The 20841-nt window shown below is 46.4% G+C and carries 25 protein-coding genes; 6 read left to right on the top strand and 19 right to left on the bottom strand.

The genetic code is table 11. The annotated features are described in order from the left end of the window. The 5 genes from ON063_RS09315 to ON063_RS09335 all read right to left on the bottom strand — a co-directional run. Nucleotides 1–715 (bottom strand): hypothetical protein (locus ON063_RS09315; RefSeq protein WP_274664939.1); only part of this gene is annotated, 715 nt, incomplete at its 3' end. 161 nt (nucleotides 716–876) lie between these two features. Then, a complete protein-coding gene (locus ON063_RS09320) occupies nucleotides 877–1068 on the bottom strand; it encodes a hypothetical protein (protein ID WP_274664940.1) in 192 nt (63 codons plus the stop codon). Beyond that, the gene (locus ON063_RS09325) at nucleotides 1061–1597 is read right to left on the bottom strand and encodes a hypothetical protein (protein WP_274664941.1); all 537 of its coding nucleotides are present in this window, start codon (nucleotides 1595–1597) and stop codon (nucleotides 1061–1063) included. Before ON063_RS09325 ends, ON063_RS09320 begins: the two co-directional genes overlap by 8 nt. After that, nucleotides 1594–2181, bottom strand: a complete 588-nt coding sequence (locus ON063_RS09330; RefSeq protein WP_274664942.1) for a phosphatase PAP2 family protein — start codon at nucleotides 2179–2181, stop codon at nucleotides 1594–1596. The genes ON063_RS09325 and ON063_RS09330 overlap by 4 nt, the downstream gene beginning before the upstream one ends. Beyond that, nucleotides 2181–2786 (bottom strand): phosphatidylglycerophosphatase A family protein, encoded by a 606-nt coding sequence (locus ON063_RS09335; RefSeq protein WP_274664943.1) that lies wholly within the window; start codon nucleotides 2784–2786, stop codon nucleotides 2181–2183. Before ON063_RS09335 ends, ON063_RS09330 begins: the two co-directional genes overlap by 1 nt. 175 nt (nucleotides 2787–2961) lie before the next feature. Between ON063_RS09335 and ON063_RS09340 the strand changes: the two genes are divergently transcribed. Continuing rightward, nucleotides 2962–3471 (top strand): YjcG family protein, encoded by a 510-nt coding sequence (locus ON063_RS09340; RefSeq protein ID WP_274664944.1) that lies wholly within the window; start codon nucleotides 2962–2964, stop codon nucleotides 3469–3471. A 2-nt stretch (nucleotides 3472–3473) separates the two neighbouring features. On the opposite strand, the gene ON063_RS09345 is transcribed toward ON063_RS09340, so the two are convergent. After that, the gene (locus ON063_RS09345; protein WP_074035057.1) at nucleotides 3474–3662 is read right to left on the bottom strand and encodes a hypothetical protein; all 189 of its coding nucleotides are present in this window, start codon (nucleotides 3660–3662) and stop codon (nucleotides 3474–3476) included. A gap of 83 nt (nucleotides 3663–3745) precedes the next feature. After that, nucleotides 3746–4519 (bottom strand): enoyl-ACP reductase FabI, encoded by a 774-nt coding sequence (gene fabI, locus ON063_RS09350; protein WP_214695521.1) that lies wholly within the window; start codon nucleotides 4517–4519, stop codon nucleotides 3746–3748. A gap of 149 nt (nucleotides 4520–4668) precedes the next feature. Here fabI and ON063_RS09355 point away from each other — a divergent pair, with 149 nt between their 5' ends. After that, nucleotides 4669–5835 carry an FtsW/RodA/SpoVE family cell cycle protein gene (locus ON063_RS09355; protein WP_214748410.1) on the top strand — a complete coding sequence of 389 codons (1167 nt, stop codon included), beginning with the start codon at nucleotides 4669–4671 and terminating at the stop codon, nucleotides 5833–5835. Between the two features lie 40 nt (nucleotides 5836–5875). Here ON063_RS09355 and ON063_RS09360 read toward each other — a convergent pair whose 3' ends face one another. From ON063_RS09360 to ON063_RS09370, 3 genes are read right to left on the bottom strand one after another with little or no spacing between them, the layout of a single operon-like run. After that, entirely contained in the window at nucleotides 5876–6739 is an 864-nt protein-coding gene (locus ON063_RS09360; protein ID WP_274664945.1) for an RluA family pseudouridine synthase, read from the bottom strand. A 3-nt stretch (nucleotides 6740–6742) separates the two neighbouring features. Further along, the gene (locus tag ON063_RS09365; RefSeq protein ID WP_214695497.1) at nucleotides 6743–7540 is read right to left on the bottom strand and encodes an NAD kinase; all 798 of its coding nucleotides are present in this window, start codon (nucleotides 7538–7540) and stop codon (nucleotides 6743–6745) included. Between the two features lie 12 nt (nucleotides 7541–7552). Next, a complete protein-coding gene (locus tag ON063_RS09370; RefSeq protein WP_015881226.1) occupies nucleotides 7553–8197 on the bottom strand; it encodes a GTP pyrophosphokinase in 645 nt (214 codons plus the stop codon). 109 nt (nucleotides 8198–8306) lie between these two features. Here ON063_RS09370 and ON063_RS09375 point away from each other — a divergent pair, with 109 nt between their 5' ends. Together ON063_RS09375 and ON063_RS09380 are read left to right on the top strand one after the other, a co-directional pair. Beyond that, nucleotides 8307–8888, top strand: coding sequence for a CYTH domain-containing protein (locus ON063_RS09375; RefSeq protein WP_274664946.1), 582 nt, complete (start codon nucleotides 8307–8309; stop codon nucleotides 8886–8888). An 86-nt stretch (nucleotides 8889–8974) separates the two neighbouring features. Then, on the top strand, nucleotides 8975–9748 hold the full coding sequence (locus ON063_RS09380; protein WP_214695491.1) for a DsbA family protein: 774 nt from the start codon (nucleotides 8975–8977) through the stop codon (nucleotides 9746–9748). Between the two features lie 176 nt (nucleotides 9749–9924). Here ON063_RS09380 and pepF read toward each other — a convergent pair whose 3' ends face one another. From pepF to cls, 3 genes are read right to left on the bottom strand one after another with little or no spacing between them, the layout of a single operon-like run. Then, nucleotides 9925–11727 (bottom strand): oligoendopeptidase F, encoded by a 1803-nt coding sequence (pepF, locus tag ON063_RS09385; RefSeq protein ID WP_274664947.1) that lies wholly within the window; start codon nucleotides 11725–11727, stop codon nucleotides 9925–9927. After that, nucleotides 11712–12806 carry a competence protein CoiA gene (locus tag ON063_RS09390; protein WP_274664948.1) on the bottom strand — a complete coding sequence of 365 codons (1095 nt, stop codon included), beginning with the start codon at nucleotides 12804–12806 and terminating at the stop codon, nucleotides 11712–11714. The genes pepF and ON063_RS09390 overlap by 16 nt, the downstream gene beginning before the upstream one ends. 12 nt (nucleotides 12807–12818) lie before the next feature. Continuing rightward, on the bottom strand, nucleotides 12819–14330 hold the full coding sequence (gene cls, locus ON063_RS09395) for a cardiolipin synthase (RefSeq protein WP_214695480.1): 1512 nt from the start codon (nucleotides 14328–14330) through the stop codon (nucleotides 12819–12821). 83 nt (nucleotides 14331–14413) lie between these two features. Between cls and ON063_RS09400 the strand changes: the two genes are divergently transcribed. Continuing rightward, the gene (locus ON063_RS09400) at nucleotides 14414–15106 is read left to right on the top strand and encodes an SDR family NAD(P)-dependent oxidoreductase (RefSeq protein WP_274664949.1); all 693 of its coding nucleotides are present in this window, start codon (nucleotides 14414–14416) and stop codon (nucleotides 15104–15106) included. 38 nt (nucleotides 15107–15144) lie between these two features. Here ON063_RS09400 and ON063_RS09405 read toward each other — a convergent pair whose 3' ends face one another. The 4 genes from ON063_RS09405 to ON063_RS09420 form a co-directional block, all read right to left on the bottom strand. Then, entirely contained in the window at nucleotides 15145–16377 is a 1233-nt protein-coding gene (locus ON063_RS09405) for a DUF2254 domain-containing protein (protein WP_274664950.1), read from the bottom strand. A 64-nt stretch (nucleotides 16378–16441) separates the two neighbouring features. Further along, complete coding sequence (gene mecA, locus ON063_RS09410) at nucleotides 16442–17098, bottom strand: adaptor protein MecA (protein WP_274664951.1); 657 nt, start codon at nucleotides 17096–17098, stop codon at nucleotides 16442–16444. 171 nt (nucleotides 17099–17269) lie between these two features. Beyond that, on the bottom strand, nucleotides 17270–17668 hold the full coding sequence (spxA, locus tag ON063_RS09415; protein WP_274664952.1) for a transcriptional regulator SpxA: 399 nt from the start codon (nucleotides 17666–17668) through the stop codon (nucleotides 17270–17272). 177 nt (nucleotides 17669–17845) lie between these two features. After that, nucleotides 17846–17983 (bottom strand): hypothetical protein, encoded by a 138-nt coding sequence (locus ON063_RS09420; RefSeq protein WP_214695472.1) that lies wholly within the window; start codon nucleotides 17981–17983, stop codon nucleotides 17846–17848. A 221-nt stretch (nucleotides 17984–18204) separates the two neighbouring features. Between ON063_RS09420 and ON063_RS09425 the strand changes: the two genes are divergently transcribed. Then, entirely contained in the window at nucleotides 18205–18738 is a 534-nt protein-coding gene (locus ON063_RS09425; protein ID WP_074035089.1) for an HD domain-containing protein, read from the top strand. Between the two features lie 77 nt (nucleotides 18739–18815). On the opposite strand, the gene ON063_RS09430 is transcribed toward ON063_RS09425, so the two are convergent. Both ON063_RS09430 and ON063_RS09435 read right to left on the bottom strand, forming a co-directional pair. Continuing rightward, on the bottom strand, nucleotides 18816–19766 hold the full coding sequence (locus ON063_RS09430; protein ID WP_074035095.1) for an ABC transporter ATP-binding protein: 951 nt from the start codon (nucleotides 19764–19766) through the stop codon (nucleotides 18816–18818). Further along, a complete protein-coding gene (locus tag ON063_RS09435) occupies nucleotides 19766–20839 on the bottom strand; it encodes an ABC transporter ATP-binding protein (protein ID WP_214695470.1) in 1074 nt (357 codons plus the stop codon). Before ON063_RS09435 ends, ON063_RS09430 begins: the two co-directional genes overlap by 1 nt. Between the last annotated feature and the right edge of the window lie 2 nt (nucleotides 20840–20841).

Here is a 20841-nt window from a genome sequence, read left to right on the forward strand (position 1 = left end):
CGATGAAGCTGTTCTCTTCAGGCGAACCGACCGAGAGTTTCGCGACGCTCGGCGATAATCTCGAACCAATCAGAAGGAAATAGGCCATTTTTTCGCGATGACTTTCCACAAATTGAAACTGTTTGAGGGTTTCAAACTGCTCAATTTGACGGACTCGCTCTTTGAACTCCTCTTGCCAATCGTCAAAGCATAGGTCGAGCAATTGTGAGAACGTTGATTTATCGAGTAGTTGTTCAATCGTCCGATACACATACAACGTGATCGTTTGGAAATGACCGTTAAACCGATAGCCTTCTTTTCTCGTATAAGAGAAATCGAGACCGAATTGTGCAGCCTTTTTCTTGATCGTATTTAAACTTTCTTGAACGGTATATTTGGACACATCTAACAAATGTTGAAAGTGAAAACTTGAGAGAAACTCTTCTTGTGTCATGGCATAGAGCGTGATGACAAGCTCACGTTCTTCTTCTGACCAAACTAATTCCGCACGTTCCACTTGCTCAATCAATGCTTCTGTCACTGTCAATTCAATTTTTGCTCCATCCACCTTCAGATTGGATAGACCAGAACCATCAAGCCATTCCTGAATACGCTCTAGTTCATATTCGATTGTCCGACGAGAATACGGGAGCATCATCGTTAACGTTTCAATGGTCATCTGCTTTTCATGCAGGATGACATTTAATATTCGTTTACTTTTTTCATTCAATTGCATGGTAGAGGCCTCCTACACCTGTAGTATAAAACGAATCGACCCTAAAAATGTAAGCGGTTACGACAGACTTTTCGGAGACACTTCCACAAACTTCTGTCTGAACATGAACACAAAGAAAAGAGATGAACGAATCGTTTTCCATTCGTTCATCTCTATTTCGGTTAAGAAGTCGGTGCAACCGGATTGCGGCGATAAATTGTGATTCCGCCATGCTTGGCTTCGCCCACAACTTGGAAGAGCCAGCCTTTCTGAATCAAAATCGTACGAGCTTTCAAAAAATCTTCTCGGGGCACCTGGACTTCGTCCACTTCTTGATCAAGCAATTGTTGGAACTTCATTTCCCAATCAGTCATGTCCATTCTCCTCACGTGCGTCTTCTTCTCGAATCCATTCGAACAAACGTGACCCAGAATTCAATCGATTTGTCGCATCCCATAACTCGGTCGGGACGACGTGACCGGCATCGATGGTCTCATCTCCTGCAAAGACGACACGTTCATTCGTCATCTTTTCAAGATAGTCGAGCGCAAACGATAAGATTGACGTCTCTGAGACGTGCCCACTTCCCTGCAAGGCAAAATCGTATGACTCGTCTCGTTGATTATTCACGAGTAACGTTCGTCCCCCGTCAAGTAACGCCATCGGAGGGACGGCATCAACGTGGAAAACTTCATACGAGCGATACGTTTCCTCATCATAAGCTAACAACGGAACGAATTGACGTTGACCCGTCCATTTTTTCAATTGGAATAAAATCTTCATGGAAGTGAACCACGTGGCCCCCTCCATTTTCTTCTCTACTAAAATCGTAGGTATCGACGCTTCATCCGCTTCTTTCTTTTGAACAAATAACCACTTCTCTACATCTACAACGACGATCAAACCGTTTTCCTCCTTATAATCCATTCAGATAAGGCGATCATAGTCAACGCGACGAGCCAGCCTCCAATCACATCACTAAAGTAATGGACGTTCAAGACGACTCGACTGAGCGACACCGCAAGGACGAGGCACACAAGTAGGATGATAGCGAATGTTGACTGTCTCTTGCGATATAAGACATAAGCCATTAATCCATATAACGCCAGCGATCCTGATGCATGTCCACTCGGAAAGCTATATGTCGTCGCATCGAGGGACGCATCAATAAGCGGGCGATCGATTCCGTAAACGAGCTTTAGCACTTGTGTGAAAAGAAGAGTCCCGATCCCAACGAGCGCGAGTCGCCATGCCTCGACGCGGTTACCGCGCCAAAACCAAAATAATAAACCTAGAATTGAGAGCCCGACTATGACTTGAGCGCTCCCTAATTCTGTGACGTATGCAAATACACGATCGGGTAACGGCTGTAACAACTCATACACGAACGTATTCATAGGGCCGACTGCTCCCAAAACGACAAACACCGACACGATCACATATGCAATCGTCCCGGTGATGACCACCTGCATCGGTGTCAACTTCATCAATACAACCCTTTTCGTTCACGCATCTCTTCTTCTCCGAAGTCGATCATATCACGAAGACGGTGTGCCAATCGTCCAGACGCGTTCGCTGCAATCGCGCCGACGAGGTCGTCCATGAACGTATGCACTTGCCCGTCATCCATTTTCGTATCAAGTTGTTTGATGATGCCGATCTTAGCCTTGTCTAAGTACCCGAACGTCGTTACGGCAATCGAACCATATGTGTTCACGGCACCAATCGCAATCGTTTCATCCACTCCAAATAAACCTTCGTCAGATGCAATGATAGACAAAAGCGGTTCAGACAGTTGCCCCTTCTCCGCCAACATGTCGAGTTCCGATCCAACGAGAATGGCGTGTTGCAATTCGCGTTTATCGAGAACCGCCTCGACGGAATCCATGCAATCTTTCAACGAAAGATGCGGCGAGTAAGGCGCCTGCATTTGATAAACGATTTCGGCAATCGATTCAATCGTGACGCCGCGCTCGAGCGGCGCCTGCATTTGATAAACGATTTCGGCAATCGATTCAATCGTGACGCCGCGCTCGAGCAGGCGAGCACGAGCTGCTTCACGGACATCTCGTGAGTGTGGTACGTGTTTCATAATAGGCGCAGGATTAAAATCCCGCTTCACATCCCTTCGTTCAGAGAGTCATCATCTCTCTAGTTAATATAACCATTATACTGAAAAATCGAAAAAAGACGAACCCTGCTTTGACTTCCCTCATTAAATCGGTCATCATAAACATGTAGGTTAAACGATTAAAGGGGGAAGAGGAATGAAGATTGGGGTAGTCTTATTTCCGTCTAAACAAGTGCAAGATTTTGCGAACTCTTATCGAAAACGGTATGACACAAAATATGCGTTGATTTCACCTCACGTGACCATCAAGGAACGGACGGAGGTGTCCGAAAAAGACTTGCCAAAAGTACTGGAGTACTTGCAACAAGTCGCGGATTCGACTAAACCGATTCAGTTAAAAGTCGATGGTGTCCGCTCTTTTGCGCCGACGAACAACGTGCTGTATTTGAAAGTGTTGCCGACACGTGAACTGTCTGCTCTGCAGCAGCGACTTCACGAAGACGTGCTCGGTCAGGCACCAAAATATGAATTCTTGCCACATATCACAATCGGTCAAGATCTGACCGATGCCGAACTGTTTGACGTCCTCGAACGGATGCGGATGGAGCAAGTTCATTTCGAAGAGACGATCACTCGGATGGCTGTCATGTACGAACTCGAAAATGAAACATGGAACGTCTATGAGACGTTCCGTTTCCGAGGCTAATCTTATATGCTCCGGTCGACAAAACGACCGGGGTTTTTTTCTTGCTCTTCTTCTAACCATTCTTCCCGTCGAGGTCGGATGCGTTGGACGCGTTTGATCCGCGTCACCGGTTCGATACTGGCTCGACCTGAAGGCTGGACTTGGCGGTTGACGTACTGAACGACAGTAAAATCAATCTGATAAGGACCCATGATCTGACCTCCTTCATAGGTACTTACCCCATTCAACCGCTAGATAATACAAAAATGGCGCATCACTGCGCCATTTCCCAAACTTATAAAATATGGTATCCGCTATCGACGTGAATGACTTCACCCGTGACGCCGCTCCCCATTCCCGAGAGAAGGAAGAGTCCTGTCGATGCAACTTCTTCTGCAGAGACGTTTCGACGTAACGGCGCTTTTTGTTCAAGCTCCGAGAGGATACTGTTAAAGTCGCCTACCCCTTTAGCCGACAAGGTACGAATCGGACCAGCCGAGATTGCATTGACGCGAACACCGTGCGGACCGTACTCGTTTGCCAAGTATTTGACACTTGAGTCAAGCGCCGCTTTTGCGACACCCATCAAGTTATAGTTTGGAACGACGCGCTCCCCACCGAGGTATGTCAACGTGATCACCGAGGCATCTGATGCGAAATATGGTTTCGCCGCTTTCACGACAGCCGTCAAACTGTACGCCGAGATGTCTAACGCCTGCGCGAATTGTCCACGTGTCATTTCCGAGAATTCGCCGCGAAGCGCTTCTTTATCCGCAAACGCGATCGAGTGGGCAATCCCTTGAATCTCCCCTGCTTGTTCATGGATTGAACGGAATGTCGTTTCAATCGCTTCGTCATTTGTTACGTCACACTCGAGCAAAATCGCTTCTTGTTTCAACTCGCTCGCAAGTGATTCAAGACTTGACTTGAAACGTTCTGCCGCATACGTTAATACAAGCTTCGCTCCCGCTTCATCAAGTGTTTTGGCAATCGCCCATGCGATGGAACGCTTGTTGGCAATCCCCATGACGACATAAGTTTTATTCGTTAACGTTGGAAAAATTGACATCATAAACTCCCCTTTTTAGTACCTGGTGATAATATCTGTTCTCAGATTACAGAAAGGTTTCTGTTTTGTCAACCGGCTCGTTTCGTATTGCGATTTTTTTAAGTTGCGGTAAGATAAAATACGTATAGAAAGGGTGACTCGACTCCATTATGAACCGTATTCAATCATATTTTAAAAGTTTAGACACGACGCTGTTGACCATCGTCTTCCTATTGATGATCATCAGCCTCGGTGCAATCTATACGGCACAACCGATGTTGCCGACCCGACTTCAACATATCAACTTCGCTCTCGAACAGGGTATTCGGTACGTCATCGGCTTTTTCGCGATGTTTGCCATCATGACAATCGAGTACGAGCAGCTCCGAAAAATCCATTGGTACTTATATGCATTCGGTCTCCTTTTGCTCGTCGGACTCATTCCGCTCCGCGACACGACACTCGTCCCGAACATCAACGGAGCGTATGGATGGTATAACGTACCGGGATTCAGTTTCCAACCGGCAGAGTTCATGAAGTTGTTCCTTCTCATTTCAATGTCGACGATTGTTTATGACCACAACAAGCGATACGGCTCATCTCAACTCGACACGTGGCTGTTAGTCAAATTGGTGTTAGTCGCCATTCCGCCACTCGGTCTGATTGTAACGCAACCGGATTTAGGGACTGGACTCGTCTTGATGACGATGCTCGGCGCAATCATCATCGTCTCCGGTATCGGCTGGAAATGGTTACTCGGTCTGTTCAGCGCAGCTGCTCTGATCATTGGAACCTTCATGTATTTGTTCTTCTCTCATTTCGAAGTGCTACAGGCGTTCGTACCAGGTCACGCCCTGAACCGATTCCAGGCATGGATTTATCCTTATGAGTATTCGGACGACTTGGCGTTCCAGCTGATCAAATCATTGCAGGCGATCGGGTCTGGTCAAATGTTCGGGGCAGGATATGGACAAGGACTCGTCTATCTACCGGAATCACAGACAGACTTCATCTTTGCCGTCATCGCCGAGCATTACGGGTTCATCGGCGCGGCACTCGTGATCATCGTCTTCTTCTTGTTCCTCTATCGCATGATTCATATCGCACTTGAATCAAGCAGCGCGTTCGGAAGTTACATCGTCACTGGCGTCATCGCGATGTTCACGTTCCAAGTGTTCCAAAACATCGGGATGACGATTGGTGTGTTGCCGATTACCGGACTCACCCTTCCGTTCGTCAGTTACGGAGGAACGGGGATCATCATGAACATGATTGCCATCGGTCTCGTCATGAACGTAGCCTCTAAATCAAAAACCTATATGTTTGATGACGATTGAAAAATCCCTTCAAGGCTTTTATGACCTTGAAGGGATTTTGTTATAGATATTGAAAATCTTCCGGGATTGGTGCTTCAATCATCACTTCTTTTCCTGTTATCGGATGAATAAAGCGCGCAGAGGCGCTGTGAAGGGCGTGACGTGACATTCGACCCGCTCCCCCATACATCGAGTCCCCAATCAGCGGATGACCGATATGACGCAAATGAACGCGAATTTGATGGGTACGTCCTGTCTCGAGTCGAATCGTCAACAACGAGTCGCTACCAAACTGCTGACAATCGACTATGTGTGTGACGGCTCGCTGTCCGTCTTCAGTAATAATTCGTTCCATGATGGAATTCTCGGCACGCCCAATCGGTGCATCGATCGTTTGGATAGGGACTTCCCCTTCCACAAGTGCCACATAAGAACGTGTGAGCGCATTGGCTTTCTGGAGTTCACTAAACCGATGGTGAATGAATCCGTACTTCGCAAATAAGACGACACCGCTCGTATCGCGATCGAGTCGATTGATCACATGAATCGCAGAGGTCAAACCGATTTGTCGATAGTAACCGAGTACGGCGTTTGCGAGTGTGTCGGCCGGATGCAGTCGTGATGGGATTGTCGCAATCCCAGCCGGTTTATCAACTGCCAGCACCGTCTCATCCTCATACAAAATGTGAATCGGTCTATCCGAGATTGCCATATCTGTCGAAGGAGACTCGGGTGGGAAGCGTACGACTACTTCATCTCCTGGCTCGAGAACGTGCCGAACCGTACGATGGTTCCCGTTCACCTCGATTTCCCCTTCATGTTTTACGAGCGTGAGCATCTTTCGAGAGATTCCGAGGTCCTGCATTAAAAAGTCGCGCAGTGGAATAGCCTTCTCCACAACGCGACGAATGATAAATCCTTGCATTCGTTACTTTCCTTCCTCAATGAACGATTCGCGTACACGCCGCCAAAATGGGAACGGGCGGAAACGAGCGAACGTCACTTTTTCTTTTGCGACCGCGCAACGAATCGACACGACGTCTGACCAAGATAACGCTTCTTGATGGTCAAACGCCAATTCGAATTCCGTTTTCGTATGCGGTTTGATTTTCACTTGATGATGTTTCGGCAAGAGGAGCGGCGCCCCAATCGTTCGATAAACCAGATTATTGATAGAAGCCATTTCCGTCACTTGGATTGCTTCAATCGATGGATGGACAATTGCACCACCGAGCGCTTTGTTGTAGGCAGTCGAACCAGAAGGGGTCGAGATACACAGTCCATCACCACGGAACGTTTCAAAATAATCATCGCGGATCGACAAATCACAGACGAGCGTCCGCTTATAGTTTTTGATCGTACAATCGTTCATCGCCAATTGACGATCGGTCTTTCCGTTCTCGTAATCGATCAGAACTTCGACGAGCGGGTATGAGACCGGTTCGAACGACTCACTCGTGATCATTTCCGTCAGTTCATCCAATTCATCCGGTTGCCAATCCGCATAAAAACCGAGGTGTCCGGTATGGATGCCGACGAGAAGCGTTTCATCGAGACGGTCAATATACTTATGGAACGCTTGTAGCATCGTCCCGTCCCCACCGACTGACACGACGATGCGTGGCTCTTCCGATAACGTATGCCCAGCGGCTTCAAGTTTTTCAGTCAGTTCCTGGGCGATTTCCGCTGATCGCGCATCTCCCCTCGATACAATCGCAAACTGCATATCGATTTCCCCCTAGTCCTCGTCTGTTTTCACATTCATCTCTTTATCCCGAAACACTTGCTGCGCATCTTGAATCTCGACACGAAGTTGACTCATCTCTGCATCGAGAAGAAATGCCGCCTCAGCTGCACGTCTCAATCGTTCTTGTACTTCAAGAGGCATATCGCCATCATATTTATAATTCAAAGAATGCTCGATCGTTGCCCAAAAGTTCATCGCAAGGGTACGAATTTGCACTTCGACAAGTGTCGGAATCTCCCCATGAATCGTCTGGACCGGATATTCGATAATGACATGATACGACCGATAGCCGGAATCTTTCTGATGCGTAATATAATTGCGTTCTTCCACTATTTTAAAATCTGTCCGACGATGAAGCAAATCCAAGACGTGAACGATATCATCGACAAACTGGCACATGATTCGTAATCCAGCAATATCTTGCATGTCGGTCGCCAGCTCATGATCCGCAATATTTTTTCGCTTTGCTTTTTCAAGAATGCTCCCGACCGGCTTGACCCGACCTGTGACAAATTCAATCGGAGAGTGGTCATTTTGCGACTTGAATTGCTTACGAACGGCTTTTAACTTTACTTTCAACTCGTCTACCGCGATTTGATACGGTACTAAAAACTGATCCCAGTTCACTGATTGCATACGCTGTCACCACTTTCGTTCTTTTCCGGAAAAAACGCGTCCTTTCCGTATGTATCCGTTTGTATGGTATCATAAACGAACAATTGTTCATAGAATGGAGCGATGATTAATGACCCAAGAAGTGGAAATTGAATTTAAATCCATGTTAACAAAAGATGAGTATGAAAAACTGATTCAAGCCTACAAACTAGAAGATCGCGTCCGCTGGCAAGCAAACGATTATTTCGACACGCCAACCTTCCAGCTAAAAAAACAAGGCGCAGCCCTTCGTATTCGTGAGAAGAAACATGGCCAGGTATTGACATTAAAACAACCGAACGAAGTCGGATTGCTTGAAACACATGCCTCGATCACTGAAGAAGAAGCGGAAGACTTATTCAAGTACGGAATCATTCATGATGATCAAATGAAGCAAGCCCTCGCCCCGTTTCAACTGAATGCCGCACTCGAACACCTCGGACGCCTCGAGACAAATCGAGCCGAACATCAAACGGAAGATGGTCTTCTCGTTTTGGACGAAAGCCATTATTTGGAGACAACTGACTATGAAATAGAATTTGAAGTCACGAATGAAGAAGCGGGCAAACGTGCATTCGAACGACTGTTAGCAGAGCACGGTCTTCCATACCGTCCCGCCAAAAATAAAATCGTTCGATTCATGGAATTAAAAATGAGTCGGTCTGAAGGTTGAGCAGATACATTGCCAACCTTTTTTTTTCGTTGCTACAATGAGTTTACAACATTAAATGAGTTTTTTGCCGAGAGGAGGCGACACAAATGGAACTTGAACAATGTAATGGGTCATCCTGTTCACTGGAAGAAACTCCTATTCAAGTAACGTATAAGCCATTGGAGTTATTCTATTTCATGGACATCTCGAGTCCTGAAAATTTTCACGTGATGACACTGATCAAAAAGTTAGAGATTGAATACGGACATGTGATTCGTTTCCGAATGGTCTCTACCGTTCCTAGCTGTGTTGGCGGATGTCAGGAAGAAGTTCGCCTTCTCACAATGATCAAAGCGTTAGAATTACAAGGGAAACGTCATGCGATGCGTTTTTTACGTCATTTGCATGTGAATGATTTATTCTCTGGTAAACAGTTAGGCTCAATTGATTTATGGGAAATCGCACGGTCTTTCGAAGAGTACGGTCTTGATTTGGATGAACTTGAAGCCGATCTTCAATCGAACCAGCTCTTGAATGCTTTAGCAGTCGATCATCAAGTGCTGAAAGATTGGGAGATTGAGTCATTGCCCGCTCTCACATTCGTGACGCGCGATGAAGCATTGAAGATTGAAGGGGTCTATCCGTACGACGTGTATCAATCGGTCATGACCGAGTTGCTCGGTTATGCCCCGAGTCGTACGACTGACTGGGATGTAGCCAAAGTGTTGGCTCGTTATGACGCGTCGACGATTACTGAACTATCGTATATTCTAGACTTAGATAAAACTGTGATTGAACGCGAACTGAAGAAGCTCTCCTTGCAGCAACGCTGCCGCCCTGTACCGGGATGTAGCGGTGAGGCATGGGCGCAAACGAAATAAAAAAGAACCCCACGGCCGGGGAGCCGTGGGGTTTTTGACGGCTGAGGCCCGGGGAAGGCCTACAAGATGGGAGAAAGTTTACGGTCAATAAAGGGGTTTGTGATTGATTTCACACTTATAATATACCGAGTCCCTCTTCATCTGACAACTAGTTTGTGTACATTGTCACATATTGTTCACGAGAACAATAATGATTCCATTTCATCGAGCACCGCTTCGAACTGATCAAGCGCTTTAAGGACAGGTTCTTTCGTCGTCATATCGACACCTGCCGCTTTCAAGACCTCGATTGAGTAGTCGCTAGACCCAGCTTTGAGGAAGTTATCAATGTAACGACGTACGGCCGGCTCTCCCTCTTCCATGATCTGTTGCGACAACGCTGCCGATGCTGAGATTCCCGTCGCATATTGATAGACATAGTAGTTGTAATAGAAGTGCGGGATACGCGCCCATTCATATGAAATCTCTTCATCGATGACGATTCCTTCTCCGAAGTAGCGTTTGTTCAACTCTAAGTACGTCTCATTCAAATATTCAGGTGTGAGCGAGACGCCTTCTTGAGCAGCCTTGTGAATCATATGCTCAAACTCAGCAAACATCGTTTGACGGAACAACGTCCCACGGAATGTTTCGAGTTGATTGTTCAACAAGTAGAGACGTTCTTCTTTTGCCGTCCGTGTTTTCAATAAATGGTCGTTCAATAACGCTTCGTTTGTCGTCGACGCGACTTCTGCTACAAAGATTGAATAGTCGCCATACGGATACGGCTGTGACGTACGCGTGTAATGGCTATGCACCGAGTGACCGAACTCATGCGCGAGCGTGAACAAGTTGTTGACGTTGTCCTGCCAGTTCATAAGGATGAACGGTTGTGTATCGTATGCTCCAGATGAATATGCACCGCTCCGTTTTCCACGTGTCTCGCGTACGTCGACCCAACGTGAATCGAGACCGTCTTTCACGATTTGAACGTACTCTTCTCCGAGTGGTGCCAAACCATCAACCATCAACTGTTTCGCTTCTTCGTACGACACTTTCATCTCTACATCTTTGACGAGTGGTGTATATAAATCATACATATGCAACTCATCTAATCCGAGCGCACGTTTCCGCAATGCGACATATCGATGCAGCAAATCAAGACGCTCGTTGACCGCTTCGACTAGACCGTCGTACACAGACTCTGGAATCGCATTGTGGTGAAGGGCTGCCTGTCGCGCACTCTCAAATTTACGGACACTTGCATAGAAGTTGTCTTTTTTCACACTGCCTGAAAGCGTCGAGGCAAACGTGTTCAAATACTGCCCGTACGTCCCGTACATTGCTTTAAAGGCGTTCTCACGGACACTTCGGTCACTCGATTCGAGGAACGTGATGTAACGTCCGTGCGTCAATTCGACCTCTTCCCCTTTTTCGTTCTTCACTTTCGGGAATTTCAAATCCGCGTTATTGAGCATACCGAACGTCGAACTCGATTGTCCGAGCACGTCTCCAGCTTGCGCAAGGATCGCTTCTTCCGCTTCCGTCAGTACGTGTGGACGTTCTTGCGCCAACTCATCGAACGCATGACGATACACGCGAAGTGACTCGTGTTGTTCCATAAAGGCTTCAATTTGAGCTTCATCGATTGAAAGAAGCTCTGGTGTCATGAATGCGAGTTGGGCTGAAATTTGCGAGGCGAGTGAGCCTGCACGGTCATTCAATGCCTGATAATGACTGTTCGCCGTATCTTCGTCGTAACGCATGTGCGCGTACGTATACAGCTTATGTAATTTACGAGAAAGCTCATCACGGAGTTGTAACGCTTCGTATAACGTTTCTGCCGATTCACCGAGTTTTCCTTTAAACCCGATCAATGCCGGCACCTGCTCTTTTAATGCTTCAAAATCTGCTTCCCATGCTTGGTCGTTACTGTAGATCGTCTCTAAGTCCCACGTCTCTTCGACTGGAACTTGTTGTCGTGTCAATACTTCTGACATACGTTCACTCCCTTTTCTGATTGGTTCGTCGATTGTAACATCAATCGCTGAAGTCCTTGATACAATCGTGTATCGTGACGTCTCGCATCTTCATAGGTGATTGGAAGCACCCAAGTCGTGACATCACACGATAGACGACATGCATTCAAGAGTTGTTTCCATTGTACATGAAATGACTGGGAAAAGTCGCTTGTCGATGTCACTCCGAACTGGCGGCACGTCTTTTGAATGCTCCATTCCACCGAATCATTCGGTGACTCATAGCGATTTAAATAGAGGACGATTTGAAACTCAATCGGATGAACGTGTATTCCCCAAAGTGACGTGAGGGGAAGATAGCAGGCTGTCGGTAACAAGGCGGGAATCAATCCCAAAGGATACAGACGATTTAAAATGAGATGTCGATTCTTTGGGGATGGGTAGATCGGCGACATTCGTTTTCGTCGTATCATCTCCGTCCATTCCAATGCATTGAACCGATAATAAGCTTCATAAGGGGAAGTGGTCACTGAGGACGAGACTTCCCAATTCCCGATTCCATACTTGATTGAAATGGGAAACCCATTGAAACGAACCAACTGTCCATTTTTCACTGTCATCAACCGGTGTCGCCGAGATAGTTCAAGGCGCATCCACGGTTGAAACGATTGGTTCATCTTTAAATCGAGACCACTCGCGATCCAAATCACATCCAGACCTGCTCGTTTGTAATCGTTCGTTCGCGCGACATATTCTTCTACTTTCAATGGAGATGCCTGAATCTCAAAGACGGTTGGCAACTCATCCACATTCGTAAGAATGTCGGCCCGACGATTCCCAATCGTCACTTCTTGATCGACAGGGTACCCGCTTTCTTGTAGCCATTGGCATACTGCCCATTTATCCTGATGGTGTGTAACGGATTCCGCTCTCCCGCACGTATGGATGTGGGCAAAATGTAGACGACGTTTCGCACCTTGCTTTAAGATCAACATTTCCTGGCACGTCGGACATCGAAAAGGAGCAAGCTGCTCCGCCTGCATTCGATTTAGAGTAAAGGAATCAACGATATCCCCTTCTCGACCGATCGCAAACCGCATCTTGCTCCCCCCTTATAGTAGTGGTGAAAACATTCTGGCCAATGATTCTACGAGTTTTATAAAGAATGAGCGCTTCGCAAACTCTTCTAATACAAGTTCGTGAGACCCTTCGAAATCATGATATAAGTCTTGTTTCAACTGATGGACCGAGTTCGTGTTGTACAGGAGAGCATTTACTTCGAAGTTCAAATGGAAGCTACGAAAATCCATGTTCGCCGTCCCAATCGTGGCAAGTCCGTCATCGACGACGATGACTTTTGAATGCATGAATCCTTCTTCGTATAAATAAATCTTTACCCCTGCCAACAGTAACTCCTCATAATAGGAACGACTCGCATAAAAGACAATCTTATGGTCCGGATAGCTCGGTAAGACGATCCGAACATCGATGCCCGATAGAGATGCTGTCTTCAAAGCACTCATAATGTCCTCATCAGGAATCAGATACGGGGAGGAAATATAGACGGACTTTTTCGCAGCATTGATCAACGAGAAATAAATCGATTTCATCGTCTCGTACGGTTCATCAGGTCCGCTTGCAACGATTTGGACACCTCCGCTCGCACTTCGTACCGTTTCGAGCGGTTCTAAATAGAATGGCGTGAACAGCCGTTCTCCCGTCATGTAGTACCAGTCTTGTAAAAAGATCAACTGTAACTCGGAAACCCCTTCTCCTCTGACATACAGATGGGTGTCGCGCCAAAAACCAAATTTAGAGTGTTCGCCTAAATACTCATCCCCTACGTTCAATCCTCCAGTGAACGCCTCAGTTCCATCGATAACGACAATTTTTCGATGGTTTCGATAGTTCGTCTTACTCGACACGAGCGGAAGGACGACCGGAAAGAACGCCTGCACTTGGACGCCAGCTTGTTTCATCTCCTCGAAAAACGTACTGCTCGTATGAATGGAACCGACGGCATCATATAAGAATCGAACCTCGACCCCTTTTTTGGCTTTCTCGATTAAAATCCGCTGAATTTCCCGAGAAATACGGTCTTCTCGAAAAATGTAATACTCTAAATGGATGTGCCGTGTCGCCCCTTTCAGAGCGGGCAATAACTTCGAAAATTTTTCACGTCCGTTCGTCAAAATCTGCGTGTACGTATTCGAAGAGACGGGCAATTGGTTCAACGAAGAGGTGAGATGCATCAACTTCTCATAATCGTCATGCGCAAACATCAGTGACGGAGATAGCGTCATCGCTTTTTGCCGGTAAGCCAAGTACGTCTCTTCGTCGAGCATCGCCTTTTCTTTGAACATCCGTTTGCGACGATAGTTTTGACCGAACACAAAGTACGCAAATAGCCCGATGACAGGAAAGCCAATCATGACAATCGCCCAGATCAACGTGCGTTGCGGGTTGCGATTTTCAAGCAAAATCACAAGCAAAATACTGAACGTTGTCAAAAAGACGAGAATCGAGAAGAGCCCGATCACTTGTGAGCTCCAGTAATACGATAATATCGCAATGAGTCCTGCGAGCAAAATAAGGGAAAAGAGTACTTGTATGCGTCGCAACATATTATAACCTGACCTCGTTTCTGTCATGTATTATCATTAATTATACATCGTAACGCCAATTTTTTGAGGGGAGCGAATGAATTATGGGGACTTTTCTAATCACAGGTGCGACAAGCGGGATTGGGCGCGCCGTCGCCTTGCAGTTAACCGAGAATGGACATCGTGTCATCGGAATCGGTCGTGATGAGACACGGGGGGCTTCTCTCGAATCAGATTCGAACGGATTGGCCACGTTCATCCGGTGCGATCTCCATTCAGCGGAAGATATCGATCACCTCTTTGGACACTTAAAGGAACAAGGGGTGACGTTACATGGTCTTTTCAACAATGCCGCAACATTTGGTAGACCCGGTACACCGGAGCGTTTGACTCAAGAGTCATACACCGAAGTGTTTGACGTCAATCTCTATGCACTGAACACCGTCACACAACGCGCCATCCCTTTGTTTGCTCAGGGAGCGAGTGTCGTCAACAACGCCGCCATCGTCGGACACGTCAAATTCCCACCTATGCTCGCTCATTACGCAACGTTCGCACATCGGATGAAAGGAAAGGTTCGATTCAACGCCGTCTGTTTTGGTCCGGTCGATACGCCGCTCAGTCATAAACTATACGGTGGAGAAGCAAAATTCAAAGAGGCAATGACCCATCATTTCCGGGGACATGCCGCCCTACCGGAAGAAGTGGCGCCTGTCGTCGAGTTTTTGTTAACCGATGCCTCAACCTATATAAATGGGCAAGCCATTACGGTCGATGGCGGATATACGCTCTCTTGAACAGAGACCACCTCTTCTTTTGAAAAGGTGGTCTCCTGTCATGTCGTCATCTTTTTAGCTCGCCCTATTTTATTGCGTAAATAGTTCTGTTCTTTCAAATGAAGACGTTCCCAATCAATCACATCTTCAAAATAATCAATCATCTCATCAAATGTCGAATCCAGCGTCTCATGCGCCTGGAGACGCGCCATTCGAATCGCCTCGAACACGGACCCCATCACAAAGATGTCTTTACTCGCGTAAGTCTGCATCGGCGATAGCGATTCAAAAAGAATCGTCTCGAGCGTTTTTCGCTTCACATGCCAATCGGATTTCCCGTTCGAGTATAGAAAATCTCCATCTGGCAGTTCGCAGAGCTCCCGTAAAATATCCCCGATGTAATGAATCGCATGAATCGCCGTATTCGGGTCATTGATCCCTGGAGAGATTCCACGTAACGCAATCTCACTCAACTTTTCAATCGCAAATGAAGGGTCTTGCATCGAGGACCGCACTTCGCCGATCTCAAATAGCTCGATGTCCGGGGCATCCTCACCTTTCCAAAATCCGAGTAAATCCCCTTTTGCGACAAATTCACCTACGGCTACGACCGATTCAAAGTCTGTTTCATGATCTCCCTGCTTCTCTCTTAAAAATAAGCGGATATACCCCGTCTGCGGCGCCCGTACCGCTTGACCTTCAAACGAATGAACAGAACGTGGTAATACGAGATTCACGTCATCTGACTCGATGGCGTCTTTTTGCTCACTGATTACCGATAGTGCTTCTTTATGTAACGCGGATAACAAACGTTCTGCCTGAATCGAGACACTGATGGTCTGAATGAACTTGACGAACGCCCAAATCGAACCAATGACTAAGAGCACACTGATTCCTGAAGATAATACGACACCATCATCTGCCGTTCGGACGAGGAATAAGTTCGAAATCCCGTAAACGGTCGTCATAATGAAGAGACCAAGCGTATGCTTAGCCGACGTATTCGTCAAAAAGTTATTGATGGTCCGAGGAGAAAACTGAGAAGAATATGTCGTCAACACGACAAGGATTGTCGAAAAACTAAACGTCATCATCGTCATAAGACTCGTGAACGTCGAAGACAATACGGACGCTGCCGAGTCCAAGTCCAAATAAATAAAATCTGGTAGTAAATCTCGGAAAAATTCACCGAACAGTTGTGTCAACGCTGTTAACACGATGCCCCCCATCCCATATAGGAATGGAACGAACCATGCACTATCGTCAAGTAGTAGTCGAATCCGTCTCACCATACCAACACCTCTTTACCATTGATTTGAAAAAATCGCCTGTCCGTCTGAACAGGCGATTGATCATTTAGAAGTAGTGACGCACTTTCGCAAAGACGTCGCCATCGAGAATGAGTTTACCATACTCTTCAAGCATCGGTTGCGTCTGTGTACTAAATGTTAAATATTCTGCTAGAAGACTGAGTGCATTCTCTTCGTCTTCAGGCTCCATTTCATCCGGGAAATCAATCCACAAATAGTAACGGTCTTGATAATGATATAGTTTCAAATCAAGATCACTGAACGTTTCACCTGCACGCTTACTCAGTGAAATGATCGCCTCAAAATCATCTGTTTCCATTGCGAGTGGCGCCCAAGCATCTGCTTCCGCTTCGAGTTCATCCAACTCACTCAATTGATCGAGTACCGATTGTTGATCTCGTGCTTCATCAATCGCTGAACGAAGAAGCGAACCGAGTTCAGAATCGTCTTCCGTATCCATCACATTTTTCGCAATTGTCACGGTCACTTCTAGACCTTTTTCAAAAGCTTGGACTTGAATCCACAGTGGACCATCAAACGAGATGTCTTCACGTTCGTGAGCCTCGTCCATCATCTGCCAGAACAGCTGCTCGCCACGTTCTCGGTTGTACCAAATTTCATCACGTGCGAAGCCACGCTTTTCGATGTCCACATATGTGATGAAAAATTTGACGGTATTGTCATTGATGCGCTCAATTTTCACGATTGTCCACTCCCTTCTCACCTCGCTCCCATTTCACATAAGGAGGAGAGGGGAAATTGTCTTGTTATCTTTGTACCCTTTTTGACATCGTTCAATCTAGATGACGGGTTATAACTTTATTTTATAGGAAATAATCGATAATAAAAAGCACACTGCTTAGACAGTATGCTCTCATTCATTCACAAGTCGCTGTGCTTCTTGCAATTGGAACGTTCGAACCTTCCGTGGCAAGAATCGGCGAATCTCATCTTCGTTGTATCCGACCTGTAGTCGTTTTTCATCAATCAAAATCGGACGGCGTAGTAAGCCCGGATATTCTTGAATCAAATCATACAATTGTTGAAGCGATAACGCATCAACGGATACATCGATTTTTGAAAAGACTTTAGAACGAGTCGAGATAATCTCATCCGTTCCATCTTCTGTCATGCGTAAGATCTGCTTAATCTCATTTAGTGAGAGCGGTTCTGAAAATATGTTTCGTTCTGTAAACGGGATATCGTGTTCTTCGAGCCAAGCTCGTGCCTTTCGGCAAGATGTGCAGCTTGGAGACGTATAAAGTATGACCATTTTTCTTCCTCCCTGATCGAGTATGCGTCCATCTTTTTAAGTGACTCTATCTGTATACCCAAATTCGCATCCACTTAATTATAATAATTCTTAATTATTAAAACTTCAATGATATTCTTTATCATTCAGATATGAAAAGAGGGCGCATTCGGTGAATGCGACCTTGAATGACCCATCTCAAGATGCCGGGAACCGAGACACTGGTTGAGACACCGTCTCTTTCCCTGGCTTGACTTGCAAGTCTTTCAACTTTTTCTTCAACACTTCTTTCAAAAGTCGTTTTTTCTCTCGTAGAACTTTGTCACGTTCTTTCATGGCCTCTCACCCCCGTACAGCGTAAGCAACCGACCGAGCATTACCGATTCTGAAAATCTTGAACTTGCACTAATCTACAAGTAAATTATAGCACATTTGTTTGTGAAATGTGAATCATTCTTACGAGTTCATCATTTCTTTACACGGATATCATTTGCATTACATACAAAAAACCTGTATAGTTTATAGAAATAACCTTTTTCTATTTAAGGAGGAGAGCGATGATGAGAATCACATTAGAAACCATCATGGGACATCCGGTAACCCAAAAATATTTAACTCGATCAGGCTTAAAACATGCTGTAGACGTTTGTGAACGCGCTCTCGAAATGGCAACGAAACGTGGTCTCGATACAGATTTAGCGACGAAAGCTGCGCTACTTCATGATATCGGTCACTATGAATGGTATACAGAAGGCAAATGGAATTATGACTTATATCGTCAGAACGATATTCATGCGATTAAAGGTGCGGAGCGGGCACATAAATTACTCATTCGTCTCGGGGAAGACCCTGCCCGTGCCAAAGAGATTTCTGTCATGATTCTTTTGCATACCGATTCCTATTTACCACCGAGCCGGATTCAACGGACACCACTTCAACAGCTCGTTCACGACGCAGATACGTTCGTGGAGCAGCCAGGTGGTCTTCACCATTATGAGACAATGGAGATTGAAGATGCACTAGCTCGCGTCCGTCAAATCGATGCCATCGTTGAACGCCTCTCGAATTTGCCGCGTATTTCAAACGGATAATCCGTCACCTAGCACATTAGGTGACTTTTTTTGCGCTAAAAAAACCCTGACTTCATTTAGAAGTCAGGGCCATCGTATTAAACGAGTTGTGCTTTGTATGCTTCGTACTCTTCGTCCGTGAGCGAGACATAGTGTCCTGGCTCGACTTCGCGAAGTGGTGGGATACTCGAATCTTCATCCGAACGTCCGACTGGACCTTTCGAAGTTGACTCGTATACGATCCGTTTACGTGTACGTTCATGCTCCGGATCCGGAAGCGGAATCGCTGAAAGAAGCGATTTCGTGTACGCATGAATTGGGTTCTCATAAAGGCGATCTGCTGTCGCAAGCTCCACGAGGTGACCTTGATACATAACACCGATACGGTCAGAGATGTATTTAACCATCGACAAGTCGTGGGCGATGAACAAATACGTCAAATCGCGATCGCGTTGCAATTCTTTCATCAAGTTAACGACCTGCGCTTGAATCGAAACGTCAAGTGCAGAAATCGGCTCATCGGCGATGATGAAGTCTGGTTCAACCGCAAGGGCACGGGCAATCCCGATACGCTGACGTTGTCCCCCTGAGAATTCGTGTGGGTAACGACTCGCGTGCTCTTTCGTCAAACCAACCGTTTCAAGAAGGTCATACACGCGGTTCATACGATCTTCTTTCGTCTTCGCAAGACCGTGAATGTCAATCCCTTCTGCGATGATGTCTGCAACCGTCATACGCGGGTTAAGCGATGCGTATGGATCTTGAAAAATCATTTGCATAGCACGGTTGAATTTCAACTTGTCTGCTTTTGATTTTTTACCGTGGACGTTTTCGCCTTTGAACACAACGTCGCCGTCAGTCGCGTCGTAGAGACCGATGATCGTACGTCCTGTTGTAGACTTCCCACAACCAGACTCTCCTACGAGTCCGAGCACTTCACCTTTGAAAATATCAAACGAGATTCCGTCGACCGCTTTGACGACGCGGCCACGGCCAATTTTAAAGTGCTGCTTCAGGTTTTTTACTTCGAGTAATTTCTCGCGTTCCATTATTCAGCACCACCTTTCGTAAACGATTTTGCGAACGCACTGTCCGGACGATACTTGAGAGCGAGTTCACGAATCGCACGTGGCGGACTAACCGCTGGTGCTTGTGGGTGTAATAACCAACTAGAAGCAAAGTGTGTATCACTCACCTGGAACATCGGTGGCTCTTTCTCAAAATCAATCTTCATCGCGTATGGGTTACGCGGTGCGAATGCATCCCCTTTTGGAGGATCGAGCAAGTTTGGAGGCGTACCCGGGATTGCCGGTAACGCTTCGTTACGGTCATCTGTCGGACGCGGCATCGAACCGAGAAGTCCCCATGTGTACGGGTGACGTGGCTCGTAGAAGATTTCATCGACCGTTCCTTTTTCGACAAGACGACCTGCATACATAACAGCGACACGGTCAGCCATGTTCGCAACAACGCCAAGGTCGTGCGTGATGAAGATAATCGCTGTGCCTGTTTTTTGCTGAATGTCTTTTAAAAGTTCGAGAATTTGCGCCTGAATCGTAACATCAAGTGCTGTTGTCGGTTCATCGGCAATCAACACTTTCGGGTTACATGCGAGTGCGATCGCGATAACGATACGCTGACGCATCCCACCAGAGAGTTGGTGTGGGTACTGTTTCAAACGCGCTTCTGGGTTTGGAATCCCTACAAGTGTCAACAATTCGAGCGTACGTTTCTTCGCATCCTCACCTGTTAACCCTTGGTGCTGTTTCAACCCTTCTGCGATTTGTTTGTAAATCGTCATTGTCGGGTTGAGTGATGTCATTGGGTCTTGGAAAATCATTGCGATATCGCGACCACGAATTTTAAGCATTTCTTTTTCCGAAAGTTTCGCCAAGTCTTTCCCTTCGAACATGATTTCTCCGTTCGTGATTTCACCTGGAGGGTTCGGAATGAGACGCATGATTGCCTTCGAAGTAACGGATTTACCTGAACCCGATTCTCCTACGATAGCGAGCGTCTCGCCTTTTTTCAAATCAAACGATACGCCACGAACGGCTTGAACCGTTCCTGCATATGTGTGGAACGAGACCTCTAAATCTCGGACTGATAAAATCGTTTCCATGC

This window comes from Exiguobacterium sp. B2(2022) (assembly GCF_028823655.1).
Lineage (GTDB): Bacteria > Bacillota > Bacilli > Exiguobacteriales > Exiguobacteriaceae > Exiguobacterium > Exiguobacterium aestuarii_A.